Consider the following 18025-nt stretch of genomic DNA (forward strand, 5'->3'; position numbering starts at 1 on the left):
ATAAACGATATAAATTATTATGCTTAATCAGCGAGCGCTTTGGTGACCACTTCCAGCACGTCGTTCGACAGCTTGGCGCGGCCGGCGACTTTCTCCAGCGCGCGCTTCATCTTTGCCTGCAACGCCGGCGCGTAACGACGCCAGCGGTCCATGCCGCGCGCCAGGCGCGCCGCCACCTGCGGGTTGATCGCGTCCAGCTTGATCACGAACTCCGCCCAGAATTCATACGCGCTGCCGTCCGCCGCATGGAACTGCGACGGGTTGGCGCTGATGAAACTGAAGATCAAACTACGCGCGCGGTTCGGGTTCTTCAGCGTGAAGGCCGGATGCTGCATCAGCTTGCGCACGGCGGCCACGTTGGTGGTCGGCGCGGCCGCCTGCATGGCGAACCACTTGTCGATCACCAGCGCCTCGTTTTCGAAGTCCTGGTAGAACGCCTTCAGGTACGGGCCCGCTTCGGCGCCGCTGTGGATCATCGACACCAGCGCGGCGGAACGGTCGGTCATGTTACCGGCCTTTTCGAACTGCTGCTGCGCGAGCTTCAGTTCCGCCATGTCCGGCGCCACCATCAGGTAGGACAGGCACAGATTCTTCAGCGCGCGCTTACCGGCCGACAGCGCGTCCGGGCTGTAGTCGCCGGGCGTCTGGTTGGCGTAGTATTGCGCCAGCAATTCGGTCTTCAGGGCCGCGCCGATGGTGCGGCGCATGAACTGACGCGCCACGTGGATCGCCTGCGGATCGACCACGTCCATCTGCTCGGCGATGATGATTTCCGACGGCAGTATCAAGGCCAGCTCGCGGAAGGCCGGGTCGAGCGTCTCGTCGGTCAGCACGGCGCGCTGGGCGTTGATGAAGGTGGCGTCCAGTTTCAGGCCGGCGTCGCTGCCGTCCGCCAGCGCCACTTGCGCGGTCAGTTTCAGCAGGCGCTCCATCGCCAGCCGCTGGCCCGCTTCCCAGCGGTTGACCGGGTCGCTGTCATGGCTGAACAGGTGCAGCAGCTCGTCGTCGGTGTAGTCGTATTCGAGGATCACCGGCGCCGAGAAGTCGCGCAGGATCGATGGCGTCGGCCGTTCGTCGACGTGGCGGAAGCGGAAAATCTGCTCCTGCTCGGTCAACTCCAGCACCACCGTGGTGGCACCCTTGGCGTGCTTGCCGCCTTCCAGCGTCAACGGCAGGTCCTTGCCGCTGGCGCTCAACAGGCCCACCGCCACCGGAATGTGGAAGGGCAGCTTGTCGGCCTGGCCCGCGGAGGCCGACGAGGACGCAGGAGCACGCTGGCTGAGGATGATGTCGAAGTTGCGCTTGACGGCGTCGTAACGGGTGCGCGCCGTGACGATGGGCGTGCCGGCCTGCGAGTACCAGCGTTCGAACTGGCGCAGGTCGCGGCCGTTGGCGTCGGCCATGGCCGCGCGGAAGTCGTCGCATTCGACGGCCTGGCCGTCGTGGCGCTTGAAGTACAGGTCCATGCCCTTGCGGAAGCCGTCGCGGCCCACCAGGGTCTGGTACATGCGCACCACTTCGGCGCCTTTTTCATACACGGTGACGGTGTAGAAGTTGTTGATCTCGACGAAGGAGTCGGGCCGCACCGGGTGCGCCATCGGGCCGGCGTCCTCCGGGAACTGGGCCTGGCGCAAGGTGCGCACCTGGTCGATGCGGGTGACGGCGCGGCCGCTGTCGGTGCCGATCATGTCGGCGGAAAACTCCTGGTCGCGGAACACGGTCAGGCCTTCCTTCAGCGACAGCTGGAACCAGTCGCGGCAGGTTACGCGGTTGCCGGTCCAGTTGTGGAAGTATTCGTGGCCGACCACCGCCTCGATGCCGGCGTAGTCGACGTCGGTCGCCACGCGCGGGTTGGCCAGCACGAACTTGGTGTTGAAGATGTTCAGGCCCTTGTTCTCCATCGCGCCCATGTTGAAGTCGCCCACGGCGACGATCATGAAGCGGTCCAGGTCCAGCTCCAGGCCGAAGCGTTGCTCGTCCCAGCGGATCGAGTTCTTCAGCGACTGCATGGCGTAGTCGGTCTTGTCGAGGTTGCCCTCTTCCACCCACACTTGCAGCAGCACCTCGCGGCCGGACTTCAGCGTGTACTTTTCCTCCTGGCAGACCAGGCGCGCGGCCACCAGCGCGAACAGGTAGGACGGCTTCTTGAACGGGTCTTCCCACTTGGCGTAATGACGGCCGTCGCCGAGGTCGCCCTCCTCGATCAGGTTGCCGTTCGACAGCAACACCGGATAGGCGGCCTTGTCGGCGCGCAGCATCACGGTGTACTTGGCCATCACGTCCGGACGGTCCGGGAAGTAGGTGATGCGGCGGAAGCCTTCGGCCTCGCACTGCGTGAAGAAATTGCCGTTCGAGACGTACAGGCCGGACAGGCTGGTGTTCTGCACCGGCGCGCACAGCGTTTCGATTTCCAGCACCACCTTGACCGGGGCCTTGCGGATGATCAGCATGCCGCCGTCCTGGTGGTATTCCGTCGGCGCCAGCGGCTTGCCGTTCATGCGCAGCGCCACCAGTTCGATCTCCTCGCCGTGCAGCACGATGTCACGGCCCCGGCTGGCCGGGTTCTGCCGCATGGTGATGCGGTTGGCCACCACGGTGCGGTCGGGATCGAGGTCGAAGCCGAGTTCCACGGTATCAACCAGGTAGGCGGGAGCGGTGTAATCTTTGCGGAATATCGTCTTGGGACTGCTGTCTGTGCGCATTGGAGGACTCTGGTGACGTGAGCAAAAGCCTATTTTACCAATACCAGCCGCTGGAGGACGGGCGAATTGCCTGCGGACGCGGCAGATGGGCGCATATAAGTTGCTGATTAGTTGCTGGTTTCCACCTTGCCGTAACATTCTGTAATAATCGTGCAGGGTGCGGGCGACCGTCGTAGACTTAGTACTGAAAAATACCGTCTGAACAGAGAGGGGCATCATCATGAAATACCTTGCCATGCTGGCGACCGCCGCAGTCATGCTGCTGAGCGGCTGCGCCACCACCATCCGCAGCGATGTCACCGCCTTCAACGCCTGGCCGGCCGACATCCAGGACAAATCCTATGCGTTTGAGGCCCCGCAGGGCGCGGACGACACGCTGGAATACCGCAGTTATCAAGTGCTGGTGAGCAACGAACTGGGCAAGCTGGGCTTCCACCAAGTTGCCGACCACCAGCAGCCGAAGTTGCTCATCGGCATGAAATTCAGCACCATCGATCATCCGGTGCGGGTGTTGGAGGCGGAAGATCCGTTCATGGGACCGTATTGGGGGCCGGGCTACGGCCGTTACGGCTGGGGTTATTCGCGCTGGGGTTACCGTCCGTTCTTCTACGACCCCTATCGCTTCGGGCCGATGTTTGTGGAAGAGCGCGTCAAGCATGAGTACCAGCGCCAGCTGCGCGTGACCATCAACAGCATCGACGGCCGCAAGCTGTACGACGTCACCGTGCAGAACACCAGCCGCGTGCAAGCCACGCCGCATGTGATGCCGGCGCTGGTGCAGAGCGCCTTCACCGGCTTCCCCGGCGTGAGCGGCGTACCGCGCAGGGTTGACCTGACGATCGATCCGAAGACGGAAACCGTGCAAGCCGCGCCGGCCAAGGCCGGCTAAAAAGGCGGGGGTCAAGTCTGACATTCGGACACGAGCTCTGCCGTAGCAGCCTCTACGGCAGAGCTCGTGTCCGAATGTTAGACTTGACCCCCGAGGTTTTATGGCAACAGGATCGATGAACCGGTGGTCTGGCGTGCTTCCAGTTCGGTGTGGGCGCGGGCCACGTCGGCCAGCGCGTAACGCTGGCGGATGTCGATCTTGACCTCGCCGCTGGCGACCACGCCGAACAGCGACCTGGCCGCCGCTTCCAGATCCTCGCGCCTGGCCATATAGGACATCAGCGACGGCCGCGTGATGAACAGCGAGCCGCGGCTGGCCAGTTCATTCAGGCTGAACGGCGGCACCGGTCCCGAGGCGTTGCCGAAGCTGACCATCGTGCCCAGCGGCTGCAGGCAGTCCAGCGAACCGATGAAGGTATCCTTGCCGATCGAGTCGTACACCGCCGCCACGCCCTTGCCGCCGGTGATCTCCCTGACCCGCTCGGTGAAGTTTTCCTGGTTGTAGTTGATGACGTGGTGGGCGCCGTTCTCGGTGGCCAGCGCCGCCTTCCCTTCCGAACCCACCGTGCCGATCAGCGTCACGCCCATCACCCTGGCCCACTGGCAGGCGATCAGCCCGACGCCGCCGGCCGCCGCGTGGAACAGGATGGTGTCGCCGGCCTTCAGCGGCACCGTGCGGTGGAACAGGTACTGCACCGTCAAGCCTTGCAACATCATCGCGGCCGCCGTGTCGAAGCCGATTTTTTCCGGCAGCACCAGCAGCTGCGAGGCCGGCATATTGCGCGCCTCGGCATAGGCGCCGATCGGCCGGCCGGCGTAGGCCACGCGGTCGCCCACCTGCACTTCGGTCACGCCCTCGCCCACCGCCTCCACCACGCCGGCGCCTTCCATGCCCAGGCCGCCCGGCAGCGGCTGCGGATACAGGCCGGTGCGGAAGTAGACGTCGATGAAGTTCAGGCCGATCGCCGCATGGCGCACCTGCGCCTCGCCGCGACCGGGCGGTCCCAGCTCCACGTCCACCAGCTCCATTACTTCCGGACCGCCGACGCGGTTGATGCGGATTGCCTTGGTCATGTGTGACTCCGTTGTGGGGGAATGCGAAGAGTGTAGTCCCGGTCAGGCCGTCGCGGCGCGCAGCTGCAACTGCGACAGCACCAGGTGCGCCGACGACAGGTTGGTGGCGCACGGCGTGTTGTGCACGTCGCAGGCGCGCACCAGGGCGTTGATGTCCGGTTCGTGCGGCTGCGGCGTCATCGGATCGCGCAGGAAGATCACGCAGTCGATCAGGCCCTCGACCAGCATCGAGCCGATCTGCAAGTCGCCGCCGAACGGTCCCGAATGCTTGCGGTCCACCGTCAGCCCCAGCTCGTTGATCAGGCGGCCGCCGGTGGTGCCGGTGGCGGTCAGGGTGCAGGTGGCGAGGAAGTCCTTGTACTCGCCGGCCAGCGCGATCATGTCGTCTTTTTTCTTGTCGTGGGCAATCAGGGCAATGCGGGTTTTCATGTGTCGATCCTATTTTTTTGACAGCAGATAAATCCCGGCCAGCACCAAGGTGGTGCCTCCCAACTGCCAGGACGTGACAGGCTCGCCCAGCAGCAGCGCGCCCAAGAACAATGTTGAAACGGGGCCGATCATACCAGCCTGCGAGGCGGTGCCGGCGCCGATGCGCTGGACCGCGGTCATGGTCATAAACACCGGCATCACCGTGCAGACGATGCCGTTGACCAGCGACAGCCCGTACACCGGCAGCGGCTGGATCAGCCCGGAGGCCGGCCGCAGCAGGAAGAACTGGCCGATGCAGGCCGCGCTGGACACGCACATCGCATACGACACCAGCCGCAGCGCGCCCAGGCGCCGCACCATCTCGCCCGACAGCAGCAGGTAGACCGAATACGCGGCGGCCGAGCCGGTGACCAGCGTGGCGCCGAGGATGACGTTCTTGCTGCCGCTGTTGAGGTCATGCAGGAACACGAAGACGATGCCGCAGTAGGAGGTCAGCAGCGCCAGCCACTGCTTGCGGCTGATGTGCTGCTTGAACACGGTGGAGGAGATCAGCAGCACGAAGGTCGGCGTCAGGAACAAGATCAGCCGTTCGAGGCCGACCGAGATGTATTGCAGGCCGAGGAAGTCGAGGAAACTGGAGAGGTAGTAGCCGACCAGGCCGAGGCCGACGATGCGCCAGCGGTCGGCGGTCGACAGCGGCGCTTCGGTGCGCATCTTCCACAGCGCGACGGCGGCGAACACCGGCAGCGAGAAGATCATGCGGAAGGCGATCAGCGTGACGGCGTCGATCTGATAGCGGTACAGCAGCTTGGCCACCACCGCCTTGGTCGAGAACAGAACCGCCCCGCCGATGGCGATACCCAGGCCGCCTAGATAGGCGGCGCGCGCCGGCGCGCTGTCCGTGATGCTTTTTTCCATACCGGAATTGTACGGGCAAACGGAGGAAGCTGCTGATGAGCCCCCGGGGCGTCGTTCCCGCGCAGGCGGGAACCCATAGAACGCCAGCTTGGACACGCTGCATGGATTCCCGCCTGCGCGGGAATGACGCGCCGCTAGCTGATGGCGACGGCGGCCGAACCGGCCGTCACGGTGGCGGTGCTCACGCGGGCCACCACGCTGGTCGGCGCGTTGCCGCCCACCAGCTTGTTGACCTGCTTGAACTGCGCCACCAGCTTGCCCGGCGTGAGCGTGACCAGCGTGAAACCCTGCGCATCGGTGTTCAGATGCTTGATCCATGGGTTGTTGCCCAGGCCGGCCAGCTGCTGCGCCAGCGCCAGCAGCGAGACGCTGAAGTCGCTGCTCTTCTGCAGCCCCGCCAGCACCGCGCTGGCGGTCGCGTCCAGCTGCGCCTCCGGCAAGCCCTTGGCGCCCAGCGCGCCGCGCACCTGCACGCGGATCTGTTCCAGCAGGCTGTCCACGGTCGGCGCGGCCTTGCCCATCGTGTAGTCCAGCATGTTGATCGAGATGCTCAAGGTGCCCAGGCCGGTGACCGGGATCGCCAGCGGGTACGACACCAGCGCCGCGATGTCGCCCAGCGCCGCCGCCGCGTCGCGCAGGTAGCTGAAGAACGAGTCCGAGCTGATGCCGGCCGACACCAGGTCCACCATCACCGGCGTGCCGCCGCCGGTGGCGTCGAAGTCGTCGCTGACGGTGCCGGCGAAGAAGGCGTGGATGTCGCCGGTGATCGCCACCACGTTGCTGATGCTGTTGCTCTTCAGGTGGCCCATCAGCGCCTTGCGTTCGCTGTTGTAGCCATCCCACTGGTCGCAGTTGAGCAGGAAGCGCGCGAAGAACGGCGCCAGCGCCGCCTTCTTGCCGGACGCCGCCACGAACGGCGACTCGATCTTCTTGGCCTGGATGTCCGGCTTGATGTAGCCGAAGGCGATGGTCTGCGCGCCGACCGCGATCTGCTGCGCCGGCGTCGCCGCCAGCACGCCGTGGCTGATGTCGATCACCGCGTTCATGGTGGCGACCGTAATCGCCACCTGCGCCGCGTTCAAGCCCGCCGCAGCGGCAGCCGCGCCCTGCGCCGCCGCCGTGCCGCCGGTGACGTAGCTGACGTAGGCCGCCGTGCCGCCAGCCTGCGCCAACGCCGCCGTCGCGCCTGCCGTGGCCGCCGCGACGATGGCCGCCGCCAGCGGGATCTTGCCGCCGACCGCAGGCGCCGCCGCCGTGCTGCCGATCGAGGCCGCGATGGTCGGCACCGCGTTCAGCGCCAGCAAGGTGGCGATGGCGTCCATGCCGTTCAGGCCCATGCGCAGCAGCGATACTTCATTGCCCCACAGTTTCCAGGTCGACGTGGCGGCCTTCATCTTGTCCATCCACCACTGGCGCTGGGTGGTGCCCAGCATGGTGACGGTGGCCAGCGGCTCCAGGCCGATGGTGGTCGAACCGGCCATCTTCTGCGCCTCGACCGCGTTGAACACATCCTGCTGCACCAGGTAGCGCGAGCCGATGCGGCCCAGCGGCAGGCCGGTGGCCGGATTGATCGACGATTCCGGAATCACATGGTCGGCGCGGTACAGGCGCTCGTCGGTCATCACCAGCTGCATCAGCTTGCCGAACTGGAAGTCGCGGTAGATCTTGATGTTCTGGAAGCTGGTGGTGGCGGTGTCGAGGTTGACGTCGGCCGGCATGTATTCGAACCAGGCCTGGTTGGCGTTGCGGCGGCGGCCGGTCTGGTGCAGGTCCGAGCCGTCGGCGTTGAAGGTGCCGTCGTAGGTCTGGGCGTCGCCCCAGGCGTCGTCCGAGAACTCGTGGTCGTCCCAGATGGCGATGAAGGCGAAGCGCTCGTGCAGCGCCTGCAGGCGGGCGTCGGTGCGGTACTTCTTGTACAGGTAGCGGTAGTCGGCCAGCGTAGTGGCGTACTTGGCGCCCGAGGCGCCGCTCTTGAAGGCGCCGTCCGGCAGCGTCAGCGCGTCATGGCGCGATTCCACAGCGCCAACCTGGAAGGACTCGCCCACGGTCTCGTAGATGTAGTCGCCCAGGTGGACGATGAAGTCCAGGTTCTCGCCGGCGATGCTGGTCATCGCGCCCCAGTGGTTGACGCTCCAGTCCTGGCAGGTCATGTAGGCGAACTGCAGCTGCGCGACGTCGGCGTCGGCGGCCGGCGCGGTCTTACAGCGGCCGACGTTGGAGCGCGTGTCGCCGGCGACGAACTGGTAGTAGTACACCGTGTTGGGATTGAGGCCGGTCACTTTGTGGCGCACGGTGTTGTCGTACTGCGACTGCAACGGCAGCTTGATGTCGACCACGGTGGCGCCGCTGAGCGCGCTGCTGCCGCCCAGGGCCGCGCCGTTGTCGACGGCGGTCATCACCAGGCGGATCGCGCTGTCCGAGGCGCTCGGCGCGGGCGCCACGCCGTCGGCCGATGCCGGCACGGCGCGGGTCCACAGCATGATGCTGTCGCTGTGCGGGTCGCCGGAGGCCACGCTTTGCGGGAACTTCCAGGCGCCGCTGGCCAGCGGCAGATCGGTGGCGCCGTCGGCGGGTGCGGAGCTGCTGCCGCCACAGGCAACCAGGCCGGCGCCGGAGGCGACCGAAACCGTAATAAAGCTGCCGTATTTGAGAAACTGCCTTCTATCCATATCTGCTCCGCTGTTTTTATAATGTGAAAAAATAAATAGTAGCAGCAAGATATGACAGTATCTCTACAAAAAATGGAGGATCGCCTCTAGGAGCAACATTGTTATGCTGGCTTAACAAAATTTGACTTTCTTACACCTGTACAGCGCCGACAATTACTGGCAAGCTCCACAAATGAAACAACTGATTCCTCCGACACTGCTTGCTCAGGCAAAAAAGATCCTGATCGTCACCCACATGGCGATCGGCGACTTCACTTACATGCAAATGTGCTTCCGCGCCCTCAAGCGCGCCCATCCGCACCTGGAAATCCACCTGTGGGTCGACGAGCGCCGGCGTTCGGCCAATCCCGAGGACTGGCCGCACCTGAAGAACTACTCGCTGTACGACTGGCTGGCCGCCAGCCCCTACATCGACAAGACCTACGACCAGAACTACAGCCCCGCCCTGCACGCGCAATCGATCGCCGAGGCGCGCCGCGAGGACTATCCGATCGTGGCCTCGCTGACCCACATGGCCTGCCACCGCTACGCCAGGCTGACGCGCGAGATCTGCCCGCGCGGCTTCATCCTCGGCCTGGCCAAGCAGAAATACCGCTTCTTCGAGCTGTCCAAAAAACTCAGCATCCTGAAATTCAACGCCACCATTCCGCTCTACGAGTCGCAGGAGCGCGACGTGCCGCACGTGAGCGACATCTACGCGCAATGGTTCTCCAAGGCCTTCGGCCTCGACATCCCCAAGCCGGACCGCTACCCGGTGATCCACATCCCGGACCAGTGGACGGCTTATGCGCGCGATCAAATTTCCACCTGGGGCCTGGGCTCGAAGATAGTGTTCATCAACACCTACTCCAAGGGCCCGGAACGCTGCTGGCCGCTGGAGCGCGCCTTCGAGCTGATCAGGGAAATGCGCAGCCATCCGCAATGGCGCGACGCCGGCTTCGTGATCAACGTGGTGCCGGAAGACCTGCCGGCCGCGCGCGAGATTTACAACAATGCAGCCTTGCCCGATACGCATCTTTTCTCCGCGGTCGACAACTTCTTCCAGCTGCCCGCCATCCTCGCCCTGTGCAGCCTGATCGTCACGGTGGAAACCGCCGTGATGCACCTGGCGAACGCCGTGCACGTGCCGGTGATCGCCCTGATGCGCCAGAACAATCCGGAATGGGTGCCGATCGACCGCGAAAACAGCGCCGTCATCCTGGTCAAGGAGATGGACGCGTGGGTGACGAAAATCGAGTTGCCAGAGGTGATGGAAAAGGTTTTGAGTTGGCCCCTATGCTAGAATACCGCCCTCACCGCACACCAATGACTTACCGCCGAAGGAAGACCGAACATGGCTGGACACAGCAAATGGGCCAATATCAAGCACAAAAAAGCAGCAACCGATGCTAAACGTGGCAAGATCTGGACCCGCCTCATCAAGGAAATCACCGTGGCTGCGCGCATGGGCGGCGGCGACCTGACCTCCAACCCGCGCCTGCGCCTGGCCGTGGACAAGGCGGCCGACGCCAATATGCCCAAGGATAACGTGCAGCGCGCGATCACCCGCGGCTCCGGCGGCGAGGACGGCGCGTCCTATGAAGAGGTGCGCTACGAAGGCTACGGCATCGGCGGCGCGGCCGTCATCGTCGACTGCATGACCGACAACCGCGTGCGCACCGTGGCTGAAGTACGCAACGCCTTCAACAAAAACGGCGGCAACATGGGCAACGAAGGCTCGGTGGCCTTCATGTTCAAGCACTGCGGCCAGTTCCTGTTCGCCCCGGGCACCAACGAGGACGCGCTGATGGAAGTGGCGCTGGAAGCCGGCGCCGAGGACGTGGTGGCCGACGACGAAGGCGGCTTCGAAGTGCTGTGCGGCCCGCACGACTTCGCGGCGGTGAAGGATGCGCTGGAAGCGGCGGGCTTCAAGGCCGAAGTGGCCGAGATCATCATGAAGCCGGCCACCGAAACCGTGTTCACCGGCGACAACGCCGTCAAGATGCAAAAACTGCTGGACGCGTTGGAAGCGCTGGACGATGTCCAGGAAGTCTATTCCAACACGCTGATCGAAGACTGAGGATTTATGAAAATATTGGTAGTCGGCTCCGGCGGCCGTGAACATGCGCTGGCTTGGAAATTGGCGCAATCGGAACGTATCCAGATGGTGTATGTCGCTCCTGGCAACGGCGGCACCGCGCGCGATTCGCGCCTGGTCAACGTCAACCTCACGGACCTGCACGAACTGGCGACCTTCGTCGAGCAGGAGCACATCGGCCTGACCGTGGTCGGTCCCGAGACTCCGCTGGCCGGCGGCATCGTCAACCTGTTCCGCGCGCGCGGCCTGAAGGTGTTCGGCCCGACGAAAGAAGCGGCCCAACTGGAGTCGTCGAAAGACTTCGCCAAGGCCTTCATGCAGCGCCATGGCATCCCGACCGCCAAGTACCAGACCTTCTCGGACGTCGCCCAAGCGCACGCCTATATCGACGCCAACGGCGCACCGATCGTCATCAAGGCCGACGGCCTAGCCGCCGGCAAGGGCGTGGTGGTGGCGATGTCGCTGGAAGAAGCGCACCAGGCGGTGGACGACATGCTGGCCGATAACCGCTTCGGCGACGCCGGCGCCCGCATCGTTATCGAGGAATTCCTGGCCGGCGAAGAAGCCAGCTTCATCGTCATGTGTGACGGCAAGAACATCCTGCCGCTGGCCACCAGCCAGGACCACAAGCGCCTCAAGGACAACGACGAAGGACCGAACACCGGCGGCATGGGCGCCTACTCCCCTGCGCCGATCGTCACGCCGGCCATGCACGCGCGCGTGATGCGCGAGATCATCAACCCTACCATCGCCGGCATGGCGAAGGACGGCATCGTCTTCACCGGCTTCCTGTACGCCGGCCTGATGATCGACGCCCAGGGTAATCCGCGCACGCTGGAATTCAACTGCCGCATGGGCGATCCGGAGACGCAGCCGATCATGTCGCGCCTGAAGACCGACCTGGTAGGGGTGATGGAACACGCCGTCAACGGCACCCTGGACCAGGTCGAACTGGAATGGGACCGCCGCACCGCCGTCGGCGTGGTGCTGGCCGCGGCTGGCTACCCGGACGCGCCACTGAAAGGCGCCGTGATCGACGGCATCCCGGCCGAAACGCCGGAATCGGTGACCTTCCACGCCGGTACCGCCGAAGTGGGCGGCCAGCTGCAGGTGACCGGCGGCCGCGTGCTGTGCGTGGTCGGCCTGGGCGACAGCATCAAGATCGCCCAGAAGCAGGCTTACGAAGTGGTCGACCAGATTTCGTTCGACGGCATGCAGTGCCGCCGCGATATCGGCTGGCGCGGCCTCAAGCATTAGGATAAGATGTCGTCCTTTCCGAACCCTTCCGCCGTCAAGGCCTACCTGCTCGGCCTGCAAGATCGTATCGTGCAGGCGCTGGAGGCCGTCGACGGCAAGCCATTCCTGCGCGACGCGTGGGACCGGCCCGAGGGTGGTGGCGGCATTTCGCGCCTGATCGAGGAAGGCAACGTCATCGAGCGCGGCGGCGTCAACTTCTCGCATGTGATGGGCGCCAGGCTGCCGCCGTCGGCGTCGGCGCACCGCCCCGACCTCGGCGGCCAGCCGTGGGAAGCGATGGGCGTGTCGCTGGTGATCCATCCGCGCAATCCCTACGCGCCGACGGTGCACATGAACGTGCGCTTCTTCACCACGACCACCGCCGACGGCGAACCGGCGTGGTGGTTCGGCGGCGGCATGGACCTGACGCCCTACTACGGCGACCAGCAGGACGTGAAGCACTTCCACCAGGCTTGCGCCGATGCGCTGCAACCGTTTGGCGATGCGCTGCACCCGCGCTTCAAGCAATGGTGCGACGAGTATTTTTACCTGAAACACCGCCAGGAAGCGCGCGGCGTCGGCGGCATCTTCTTCGATGACTACAACGAAGCGGGCTTCGAGCAGAGCTTCGCCATGATGCAAAGCGTCGGCGACGCTTTCCTCAAGGCCTACCAGCCCATCCTGGAACGCCGCAAGGACACGCCGTATGGCGAACGCGAACGCGACTTCCAGGCCTATCGCCGTGGACGTTACGTCGAGTTCAACCTGGTGTTCGACCGCGGCACGCTATTCGGCCTGCAATCGGGCGGGCGCACCGAGGCGATCCTGATGTCGATGCCGCCCATCGTCAAATGGCGCTATCGCTGGGAGCCCGAGGCCGGCACGCCGGAAGCGGCGCTGTACAGCGACTTCCTGCCGCATCGCGACTGGCTCGCCGCGTGACGATGGCCTGCTAATGGTCTACCGAACCGCACTGCTGGGAGGCAGCTACGATCCGGTGCATCATGGTCATGTGGCACTGGGCGCGCACTTCGCGCAGCTGCTGCAGGTGGACCAGTTGCGCGTGATCCCCGCCGGCCTGCCATGGCAGAAGTCCACCCTGAAGGCGACGCCGCGCCAGCGCGCCGAGATGGTGGCGCTGGCCTTCGCCGGTTCGGAATACGACGTCGTGGTCGACCTGCAGGAGATCGAACGCGGCGAACAGGGACTGGCCACCTACACGATCGACACCTTGCGCCAGGTGCGCGCAGAGCTGGGCCCGTCGGCCTCCATCTCTTTTTTGATGGGCGCCGACCAGCTGCAACGGCTCGATACCTGGCATGAATGGCAGGCGCTGTTCGACTACGCCCATATCTGCGTAGCGGCCCGCCCCGGCTTTAACCTGGCCACCGCCGGCCTTGCGCCGGCAGTGGCCGAGGCGATTTCCCGCCGTCTGGGAACGCCTGAACAAATCCGCAACACGCCGCACGGTCTGACTTATCTGGCACAAGACTTCGCGGTGGATATCTCCGCCACCGAAATACGTGCGGCATTACAACGGGGGGATAGCGCAAACTCGCTTATCCCGCCGCTAGTGCTAGACTATATTGAACAACATAATCTATACAAAAGCTAAATGGACATCAAAAAACTGCAATCCCTCGTCGTTGACGCCCTCGAAGACGTCAAGGCCCAAGATATCGCCCTGTTCGATACCACCCACCTGACCAGCCTGTTCGACCGGATCGCCATCGCCTCCGGTACCTCCAACCGCCAAACCAAGGCGCTGGCCGCCTCGGTGCGCGACAAGGTCAAGGCCGCCGGCGGCGACGTCTACGGCATGGAAGGCGAGGACACCGGTGAATGGGTGCTGGTCGACCTGGGCGACATGATCGTCCACATCATGCAGGCGCCGATCCGCGCCTACTACCGCCTGGAAGAGCTGTGGGGCGACAAGCCGGTCAAGGTCGGCGCCGCCAAGCGCAAGTCCACCGCCGAAGGCGAAGCCGCCGACGAGCCGAAGAAGATCAGCAGCCACATGGCCGCCGGTAAAGCCAAGGTCGACGTCAAGCCGGTGATCGAGAAGAAAACCCCGGCCCGCAAAGCCGCCGCCGCCAAACCGGCCGCCGCCGCGAAGAAGCCTGCCGCCAAGAAAGCCGCCGCCGTCCCGGCCGGCAAGACCATCAAGGTCGGCAAGACCAAGTCCGCCGTCGCCGCCGCAGAAGTGCTGAAGTCCCTGCCGCCCAAGCGCAAGGTCGCCAAGCCCAAGGCCGACGAAGCGCCGGTCAAGACCGTCATCAAGCGTATCAAAAAAGTCGAAGAGTAAGCAGGTATGCAGCTGATCATCGCTGCGGTCGGTCACAAGATGCCGGCCTGGATAGAAACGGGCTTCGCCGAATACGCGAAGCGCATGCCGCCTGAACTGAAGATCGTGCTGAAGGAAATCAAGCCGGTCGACCGTTCGGGCAGCAAGACCGCCGCCACCGCGATGGCGCTCGAACGCGAGCGCATCGAGGCGGCGCTGCCCAAATCCGTCCGCATCATTGCGCTCGACGAGCGCGGCAAGGACCTGACGTCGGTCGGCCTGTCGCAGCAGCTGGAAGCCTGGCAGCAGGACGGCCGCGACACGGCCTTCCTGATCGGCGGCGCCGACGGCCTCGATCCCGAGCTCAAGGCCCGCGCCGAAGGCTTGATACGCATTTCCAGTATGACGCTGCCGCATGGTATGGTACGGGTACTGCTGGCGGAACAGCTGTACCGCGCATGGTCCATCACACAGAATCACCCTTATCACCGCGTTTAAAACATAACTATATGAAGCCGGTCGACAAAAAGATTTACCTCGCGTCCAAGAGCCCGCGACGCCGCGAACTGCTGCGCCAGGTGGGCATCGATTTCGAATTGCTGCTGCTGCGCAGCGACGGCCCGCGCGGTCCCGACGTCACCGAAGAGGTACTGCCCGGCGAGGCGCCGCTCGACTACGTGTCGCGCGTGGCACGCGAAAAGGCCGCGTTTGCGGCCGACCTGGTGGTCAAGCGCCGCATGGCGCCGCGCGTGGTGCTGGCGGCCGACACCACCGTCACCATCGACGGCGCCATCCTCGGCAAGCCGGCCACGCCCAACGAAGCCATCGCCATGCTGCAGCAGCTGTCCGGCCGCACCCACCAGGTGCTGACCGCGATCGCCGTGCATTCGGCCGACTTCGCCGGCCAGATCACGCAGGTGTCGGACGTGACCTTCGGCGTGCTGTCGCCGGCCGCCATCACCGCCTACTGCGCCACCTCGGAACCCTACGACAAGGCCGGCGCCTACGGCATCCAGGGCCCGGCCGCGCAGTTCATCGAACACATCACCGGCAGCCATTCCGGCATCATGGGCCTGCCGCTGTACGAGACCGCACAGCTGCTGCGGCAGGCGGGTTTGCCGCTACCCTGAGCGGCGTGTATGATCGTCGTTCAGCCACAGCGATTACAGAAGCCGCAGTTGTCAAAAACCACCGGCCGATGAGACAAATGAACGAAGACATCCTGATCAACATCACCCCGCAGGAAACCCGGGTCGCCCTCATCTTGCAGGGCGCCGTGCAGGAGCTGCACATCGAACGCACGCTCACGCGCGGCCTGGCCGGGAATGTCTACTCCGGCAAGGTCGTGCGGGTGCTGCCCGGCATGCAATCGGCCTTCATCGACATCGGCCTGGAACGCGCGGCCTTCCTGCACGTGGCCGACATCTGGGAAGCCCGTCCGCACGACGGCGGCCAGAACGCCGTGCCGACCCCGATCGAGAAGATCCTGTTCGACGGCCAGGTGCTGACGGTGCAGGTGATCAAGGACCCGATCGGCACCAAGGGCGCGCGCCTGTCGACCCAGATCTCGATCGCCGGCCGCATGCTGGTCTACCTGCCGCAGGACGCCCACATCGGCATCTCGCAGAAAATCGAAAAGGAATCGGAGCGCGAGGCGCTGCGCGTGCGGCTGCAAAGCCTGCTGCCGGCCGACGAAAAAGGCGGCTACATCGTGCGCACCCAGGCCGAGGACGCGTCCGACTCCGACATCGCGGCCGACGTCGAATACCTGCGCAAGACCTGGGGTGCGATCATGCTCGGCGCCAAGACCAAGCCCGCCACCACCCTGCTGCACCAGGACTTGAGCCTGGCCCAGCGCGTGCTGCGCGACTTCGTCCACGACGACACCGCCACCATCCAGGTCGACTCGCGCGAGAACCACCTGGCTTTGCAGGAGTTCGGCCAGGCCTACACGCCGGGCGTGCTGCCGCGCCTGCAGCACTACACGGGCGAGCGTCCGCTGTTCGACCTGTACGGCGTGGAGGAAGAGATCCTGCGCGCGCTGGGCCGGCGCGTGGACCTGAAGTCCGGCGGCTACCTGATCGTCGACCAGACCGAGGCGATGACCACCATCGACGTCAACACCGGCGGCTTCGTCGGCGGCCGCAATTTCGCCGACACCATCTTCAAGACCAACCTGGAGGCGGCGCACGCGATCGCCCGCCAGCTGCGGCTGCGCAACCTGGGCGGCATCATCATCCTCGACTTCATCGACATGGAAAACACCGAGCACCGCAACGCCGTGCTGCAGGAGTTGAAGAAGACCTTGTCGCGCGACCGCACCAAGGTGTCGGTGTCGGGCTTCTCGGCGCTGGGGCTGGTGGAGATGACGCGCAAGCGCACCCGCGAATCGCTGGCGCACATCCTGTGCGAACCGTGCCCGGCCTGCAGCGGCAAGGGACAAGTGAAGACCTCGCGCACCATCTGCTACGAAATCCTGCGCGAACTGCTGCGCGAAGCCAAGCAGTTCAACCCGCGCGAATTCCGCATCCTCGCCTCGCAGGAGGTGGTGGACATGTTCCTGGAAGAGGAATCGCAGCACCTGGCGATGCTGGGCGACTTCATCGGCAAGAAGATTTCGCTGCAGGTGGAGACGGCGTATCACCAGGAGCAGTACGACGTGATTTTGATGTGACGTTGTGGTGACGCTCGATCAGGTGAGCGAGTTCGTGCGCGTGCTCATTGCTCCGCCGCGCGCAAACTCAGTTCCAGCTCGCGGCGCAACGCATCGCGGTCAGGCAAGTAAAGCTGGTACTTCTGTATGAAGAGCTGGCTATTCATCTGGTAGGTCGCATACTCGACCAACAATTCATCCCTGTTGCGGCTGAGGATGATACCGATGGGTGGGTTATCGCCCTCGACGTTTTCCTCGTTGGCGAAATAGCCCAGATACATATTCATCTGGCCGATGTCCTGATGCTGGACGTCGTTGATCTTGAGATCGATCAGCACGAAACAGCGCAGGATACGGTGGTAAAAGACCAGATCCACTTTGTAGTGCGTGTTGTTGATGGTTACCCGGTATTGCCTGCCAACGAATGTGAAGCCCATGCCGAGTTCCAGCAGGAAGGGTTGCAGGTGATCGCAGAGTACCGTTTCAAGCTGGGTTTCCGAAACCTGATAGGGCTCGGAGATTTTCAGGAACTCAAATACATAGGGTTCGCGTAGCAGGTCGGCGGGTTGTTCAACGATCTGGCCGTGTGCGGCGAGCTGCAGGATACCAGCCTTGTCCTTGCTGGCGGCCAGTCGCAGGAACAGGCCGCTTTCCTTTTGCCGTATCAGTTCGCGTACCGACCAGCGCTCACGGCCGGTTTGCTGCTCGTAAAACCCGCGTTCCAACGGATCGTCAATTTTCAACAGTTCGACAATATGCGACCAGCTCAATTGGTGCGACAGCGTCGCACTATTTGGATAAGCCTGATAAAACTGACGGATGCGTATCAGGTTGCTGCGGCTGAAACCCTTGCCGTGACGCAGGCTCAAGTCCTTCGCCAAACTGGCAAGCAACGCAGTGCCGTAGTCGGCGCGGATTTTGCCGCCCTGCTCAAATTCGACGATGTGCCGTCCAACTTGCCAGTATGTCTCGATGAGCTGGTCGTTGACGGCCTGCATTGCGCGGACGCGGCCTTGGGTGTAGGTGCCGGAAAGCTGCTCCAGTAAAGTCCGGTAGTCGGGGGAGGCGGTCAGTGTCAGTATCTCATCGTTCATA

The 18025-nt window shown here is 64.2% G+C and carries 16 protein-coding genes; 10 read left to right on the forward strand and 6 right to left on the reverse strand.

Going from position 1 to position 18025, the window contains the following annotated elements; all coding sequences use genetic code 11:
- Positions 1 to 23 precede the first annotated feature (23 nt).
- Positions 24 to 2702, reverse strand: coding sequence for an aminopeptidase N (gene pepN / locus KVP70_RS30575; RefSeq protein WP_217946153.1), 2679 nt, complete (start codon positions 2700 to 2702; stop codon positions 24 to 26).
- 220 nt (positions 2703 to 2922) lie between these two features.
- Between pepN and KVP70_RS30580 the strand changes: the two genes are divergently transcribed.
- Complete coding sequence (locus tag KVP70_RS30580; protein ID WP_217946154.1) at positions 2923 to 3591, forward strand: DUF4136 domain-containing protein; 669 nt, start codon at positions 2923 to 2925, stop codon at positions 3589 to 3591.
- Positions 3592 to 3689: 98 nt separating this feature from the next.
- Here the strand turns inward: KVP70_RS30580 and KVP70_RS30585 are convergent, their stop codons facing one another.
- The 4 genes from KVP70_RS30585 to KVP70_RS30600 all read right to left on the reverse strand — a co-directional run bounded on the left by KVP70_RS30585 (position 3690) and on the right by KVP70_RS30600 (position 8680).
- Entirely contained in the window at positions 3690 to 4664 is a 975-nt protein-coding gene (locus KVP70_RS30585; RefSeq protein ID WP_217946155.1) for a quinone oxidoreductase family protein, read from the reverse strand.
- Between the two features lie 42 nt (positions 4665 to 4706).
- On the reverse strand, positions 4707 to 5093 hold the full coding sequence (locus tag KVP70_RS30590) for a methylglyoxal synthase (RefSeq protein WP_217946156.1): 387 nt from the start codon (positions 5091 to 5093) through the stop codon (positions 4707 to 4709).
- Positions 5094 to 5102: 9 nt separating this feature from the next.
- Positions 5103 to 6011, reverse strand: coding sequence for a DMT family transporter (locus KVP70_RS30595; protein WP_217946157.1), 909 nt, complete (start codon positions 6009 to 6011; stop codon positions 5103 to 5105).
- Between the two features lie 134 nt (positions 6012 to 6145).
- Positions 6146 to 8680 (reverse strand): alkaline phosphatase D family protein, encoded by a 2535-nt coding sequence (locus KVP70_RS30600; protein WP_217946158.1) that lies wholly within the window; start codon positions 8678 to 8680, stop codon positions 6146 to 6148.
- 172 nt (positions 8681 to 8852) lie between these two features.
- On the opposite strand from KVP70_RS30600, the gene KVP70_RS30605 reads away from it, so the two are divergent.
- From KVP70_RS30605 to rng, 9 genes are all read left to right on the forward strand, one after another.
- Entirely contained in the window at positions 8853 to 9962 is a 1110-nt protein-coding gene (locus KVP70_RS30605; protein WP_229225199.1) for a glycosyltransferase family 9 protein, read from the forward strand.
- Positions 9963 to 10013: 51 nt separating this feature from the next.
- Positions 10014 to 10739, forward strand: coding sequence for a YebC/PmpR family DNA-binding transcriptional regulator (locus KVP70_RS30610; protein WP_217946159.1), 726 nt, complete (start codon positions 10014 to 10016; stop codon positions 10737 to 10739).
- A gap of 6 nt (positions 10740 to 10745) precedes the next feature.
- Positions 10746 to 12014: a phosphoribosylamine--glycine ligase gene (gene purD, locus KVP70_RS30615; RefSeq protein WP_217946160.1), complete on the forward strand. Its 1269-nt coding sequence runs from the start codon at positions 10746 to 10748 to the stop codon at positions 12012 to 12014.
- Between the two features lie 6 nt (positions 12015 to 12020).
- Positions 12021 to 12935 carry an oxygen-dependent coproporphyrinogen oxidase gene (gene hemF / locus KVP70_RS30620; RefSeq protein ID WP_217946161.1) on the forward strand — a complete coding sequence of 305 codons (915 nt, stop codon included), beginning with the start codon at positions 12021 to 12023 and terminating at the stop codon, positions 12933 to 12935.
- Between the two features lie 13 nt (positions 12936 to 12948).
- Positions 12949 to 13608, forward strand: coding sequence for a nicotinate-nucleotide adenylyltransferase (locus KVP70_RS30625; RefSeq protein ID WP_217946162.1), 660 nt, complete (start codon positions 12949 to 12951; stop codon positions 13606 to 13608).
- Positions 13609 to 14298, forward strand: coding sequence for a ribosome silencing factor (gene rsfS / locus KVP70_RS30630; RefSeq protein WP_217946163.1), 690 nt, complete (start codon positions 13609 to 13611; stop codon positions 14296 to 14298).
- A 6-nt stretch (positions 14299 to 14304) separates the two neighbouring features.
- Complete coding sequence (rlmH, locus tag KVP70_RS30635) at positions 14305 to 14775, forward strand: 23S rRNA (pseudouridine(1915)-N(3))-methyltransferase RlmH (RefSeq protein WP_020701344.1); 471 nt, start codon at positions 14305 to 14307, stop codon at positions 14773 to 14775.
- 11 nt (positions 14776 to 14786) lie between these two features.
- On the forward strand, positions 14787 to 15407 hold the full coding sequence (locus KVP70_RS30640) for a Maf family protein (protein ID WP_217946164.1): 621 nt from the start codon (positions 14787 to 14789) through the stop codon (positions 15405 to 15407).
- A 77-nt stretch (positions 15408 to 15484) separates the two neighbouring features.
- Positions 15485 to 16951: a ribonuclease G gene (rng, locus tag KVP70_RS30645; RefSeq protein ID WP_217946165.1), complete on the forward strand. Its 1467-nt coding sequence runs from the start codon at positions 15485 to 15487 to the stop codon at positions 16949 to 16951.
- Between the two features lie 44 nt (positions 16952 to 16995).
- Here the strand turns inward: rng and KVP70_RS30650 are convergent, their stop codons facing one another.
- Positions 16996 to 18024 (reverse strand): PDDEXK nuclease domain-containing protein, encoded by a 1029-nt coding sequence (locus tag KVP70_RS30650; protein ID WP_217946166.1) that lies wholly within the window; start codon positions 18022 to 18024, stop codon positions 16996 to 16998.
- Position 18025 lies beyond the last annotated feature (1 nt).

The sequence above is a fragment of the Duganella violaceipulchra genome (assembly GCF_019166075.1).
GTDB lineage: Bacteria > Pseudomonadota > Gammaproteobacteria > Burkholderiales > Burkholderiaceae_D > Rugamonas > Rugamonas violaceipulchra.

What these genes read in the sequence shown, in the direction of transcription:
- pepN (WP_217946153.1), bottom strand. Translation starts at nt 2,702, where the DNA reads ATGCGCACAGACAGCAGTCCCAAGACGATATTCCGCAAAGATTACACC.
- KVP70_RS30580 (WP_217946154.1), top strand. Translation starts at nt 2,923, where the DNA reads ATGAAATACCTTGCCATGCTGGCGACCGCCGCAGTCATGCTGCTGAGC.
- KVP70_RS30585 (WP_217946155.1), bottom strand. Translation starts at nt 4,664, where the DNA reads ATGACCAAGGCAATCCGCATCAACCGCGTCGGCGGTCCGGAAGTAATG.
- KVP70_RS30590 (WP_217946156.1), bottom strand. Translation starts at nt 5,093, where the DNA reads ATGAAAACCCGCATTGCCCTGATTGCCCACGACAAGAAAAAAGACGAC.
- KVP70_RS30595 (WP_217946157.1), bottom strand. Translation starts at nt 6,011, where the DNA reads ATGGAAAAAAGCATCACGGACAGCGCGCCGGCGCGCGCCGCCTATCTA.
- KVP70_RS30600 (WP_217946158.1), bottom strand. Translation starts at nt 8,680, where the DNA reads ATGGATAGAAGGCAGTTTCTCAAATACGGCAGCTTTATTACGGTTTCG.
- KVP70_RS30605 (WP_229225199.1), top strand. Translation starts at nt 8,853, where the DNA reads ATGAAACAACTGATTCCTCCGACACTGCTTGCTCAGGCAAAAAAGATC.
- KVP70_RS30610 (WP_217946159.1), top strand. Translation starts at nt 10,014, where the DNA reads ATGGCTGGACACAGCAAATGGGCCAATATCAAGCACAAAAAAGCAGCA.
- purD (WP_217946160.1), top strand. Translation starts at nt 10,746, where the DNA reads ATGAAAATATTGGTAGTCGGCTCCGGCGGCCGTGAACATGCGCTGGCT.
- hemF (WP_217946161.1), top strand. Translation starts at nt 12,021, where the DNA reads ATGTCGTCCTTTCCGAACCCTTCCGCCGTCAAGGCCTACCTGCTCGGC.
- KVP70_RS30625 (WP_217946162.1), top strand. Translation starts at nt 12,949, where the DNA reads ATGGTCTACCGAACCGCACTGCTGGGAGGCAGCTACGATCCGGTGCAT.
- rsfS (WP_217946163.1), top strand. Translation starts at nt 13,609, where the DNA reads ATGGACATCAAAAAACTGCAATCCCTCGTCGTTGACGCCCTCGAAGAC.
- rlmH (WP_020701344.1), top strand. Translation starts at nt 14,305, where the DNA reads ATGCAGCTGATCATCGCTGCGGTCGGTCACAAGATGCCGGCCTGGATA.
- KVP70_RS30640 (WP_217946164.1), top strand. Translation starts at nt 14,787, where the DNA reads ATGAAGCCGGTCGACAAAAAGATTTACCTCGCGTCCAAGAGCCCGCGA.
- rng (WP_217946165.1), top strand. Translation starts at nt 15,485, where the DNA reads ATGAACGAAGACATCCTGATCAACATCACCCCGCAGGAAACCCGGGTC.
- KVP70_RS30650 (WP_217946166.1), bottom strand. Translation starts at nt 18,024, where the DNA reads ATGAACGATGAGATACTGACACTGACCGCCTCCCCCGACTACCGGACT.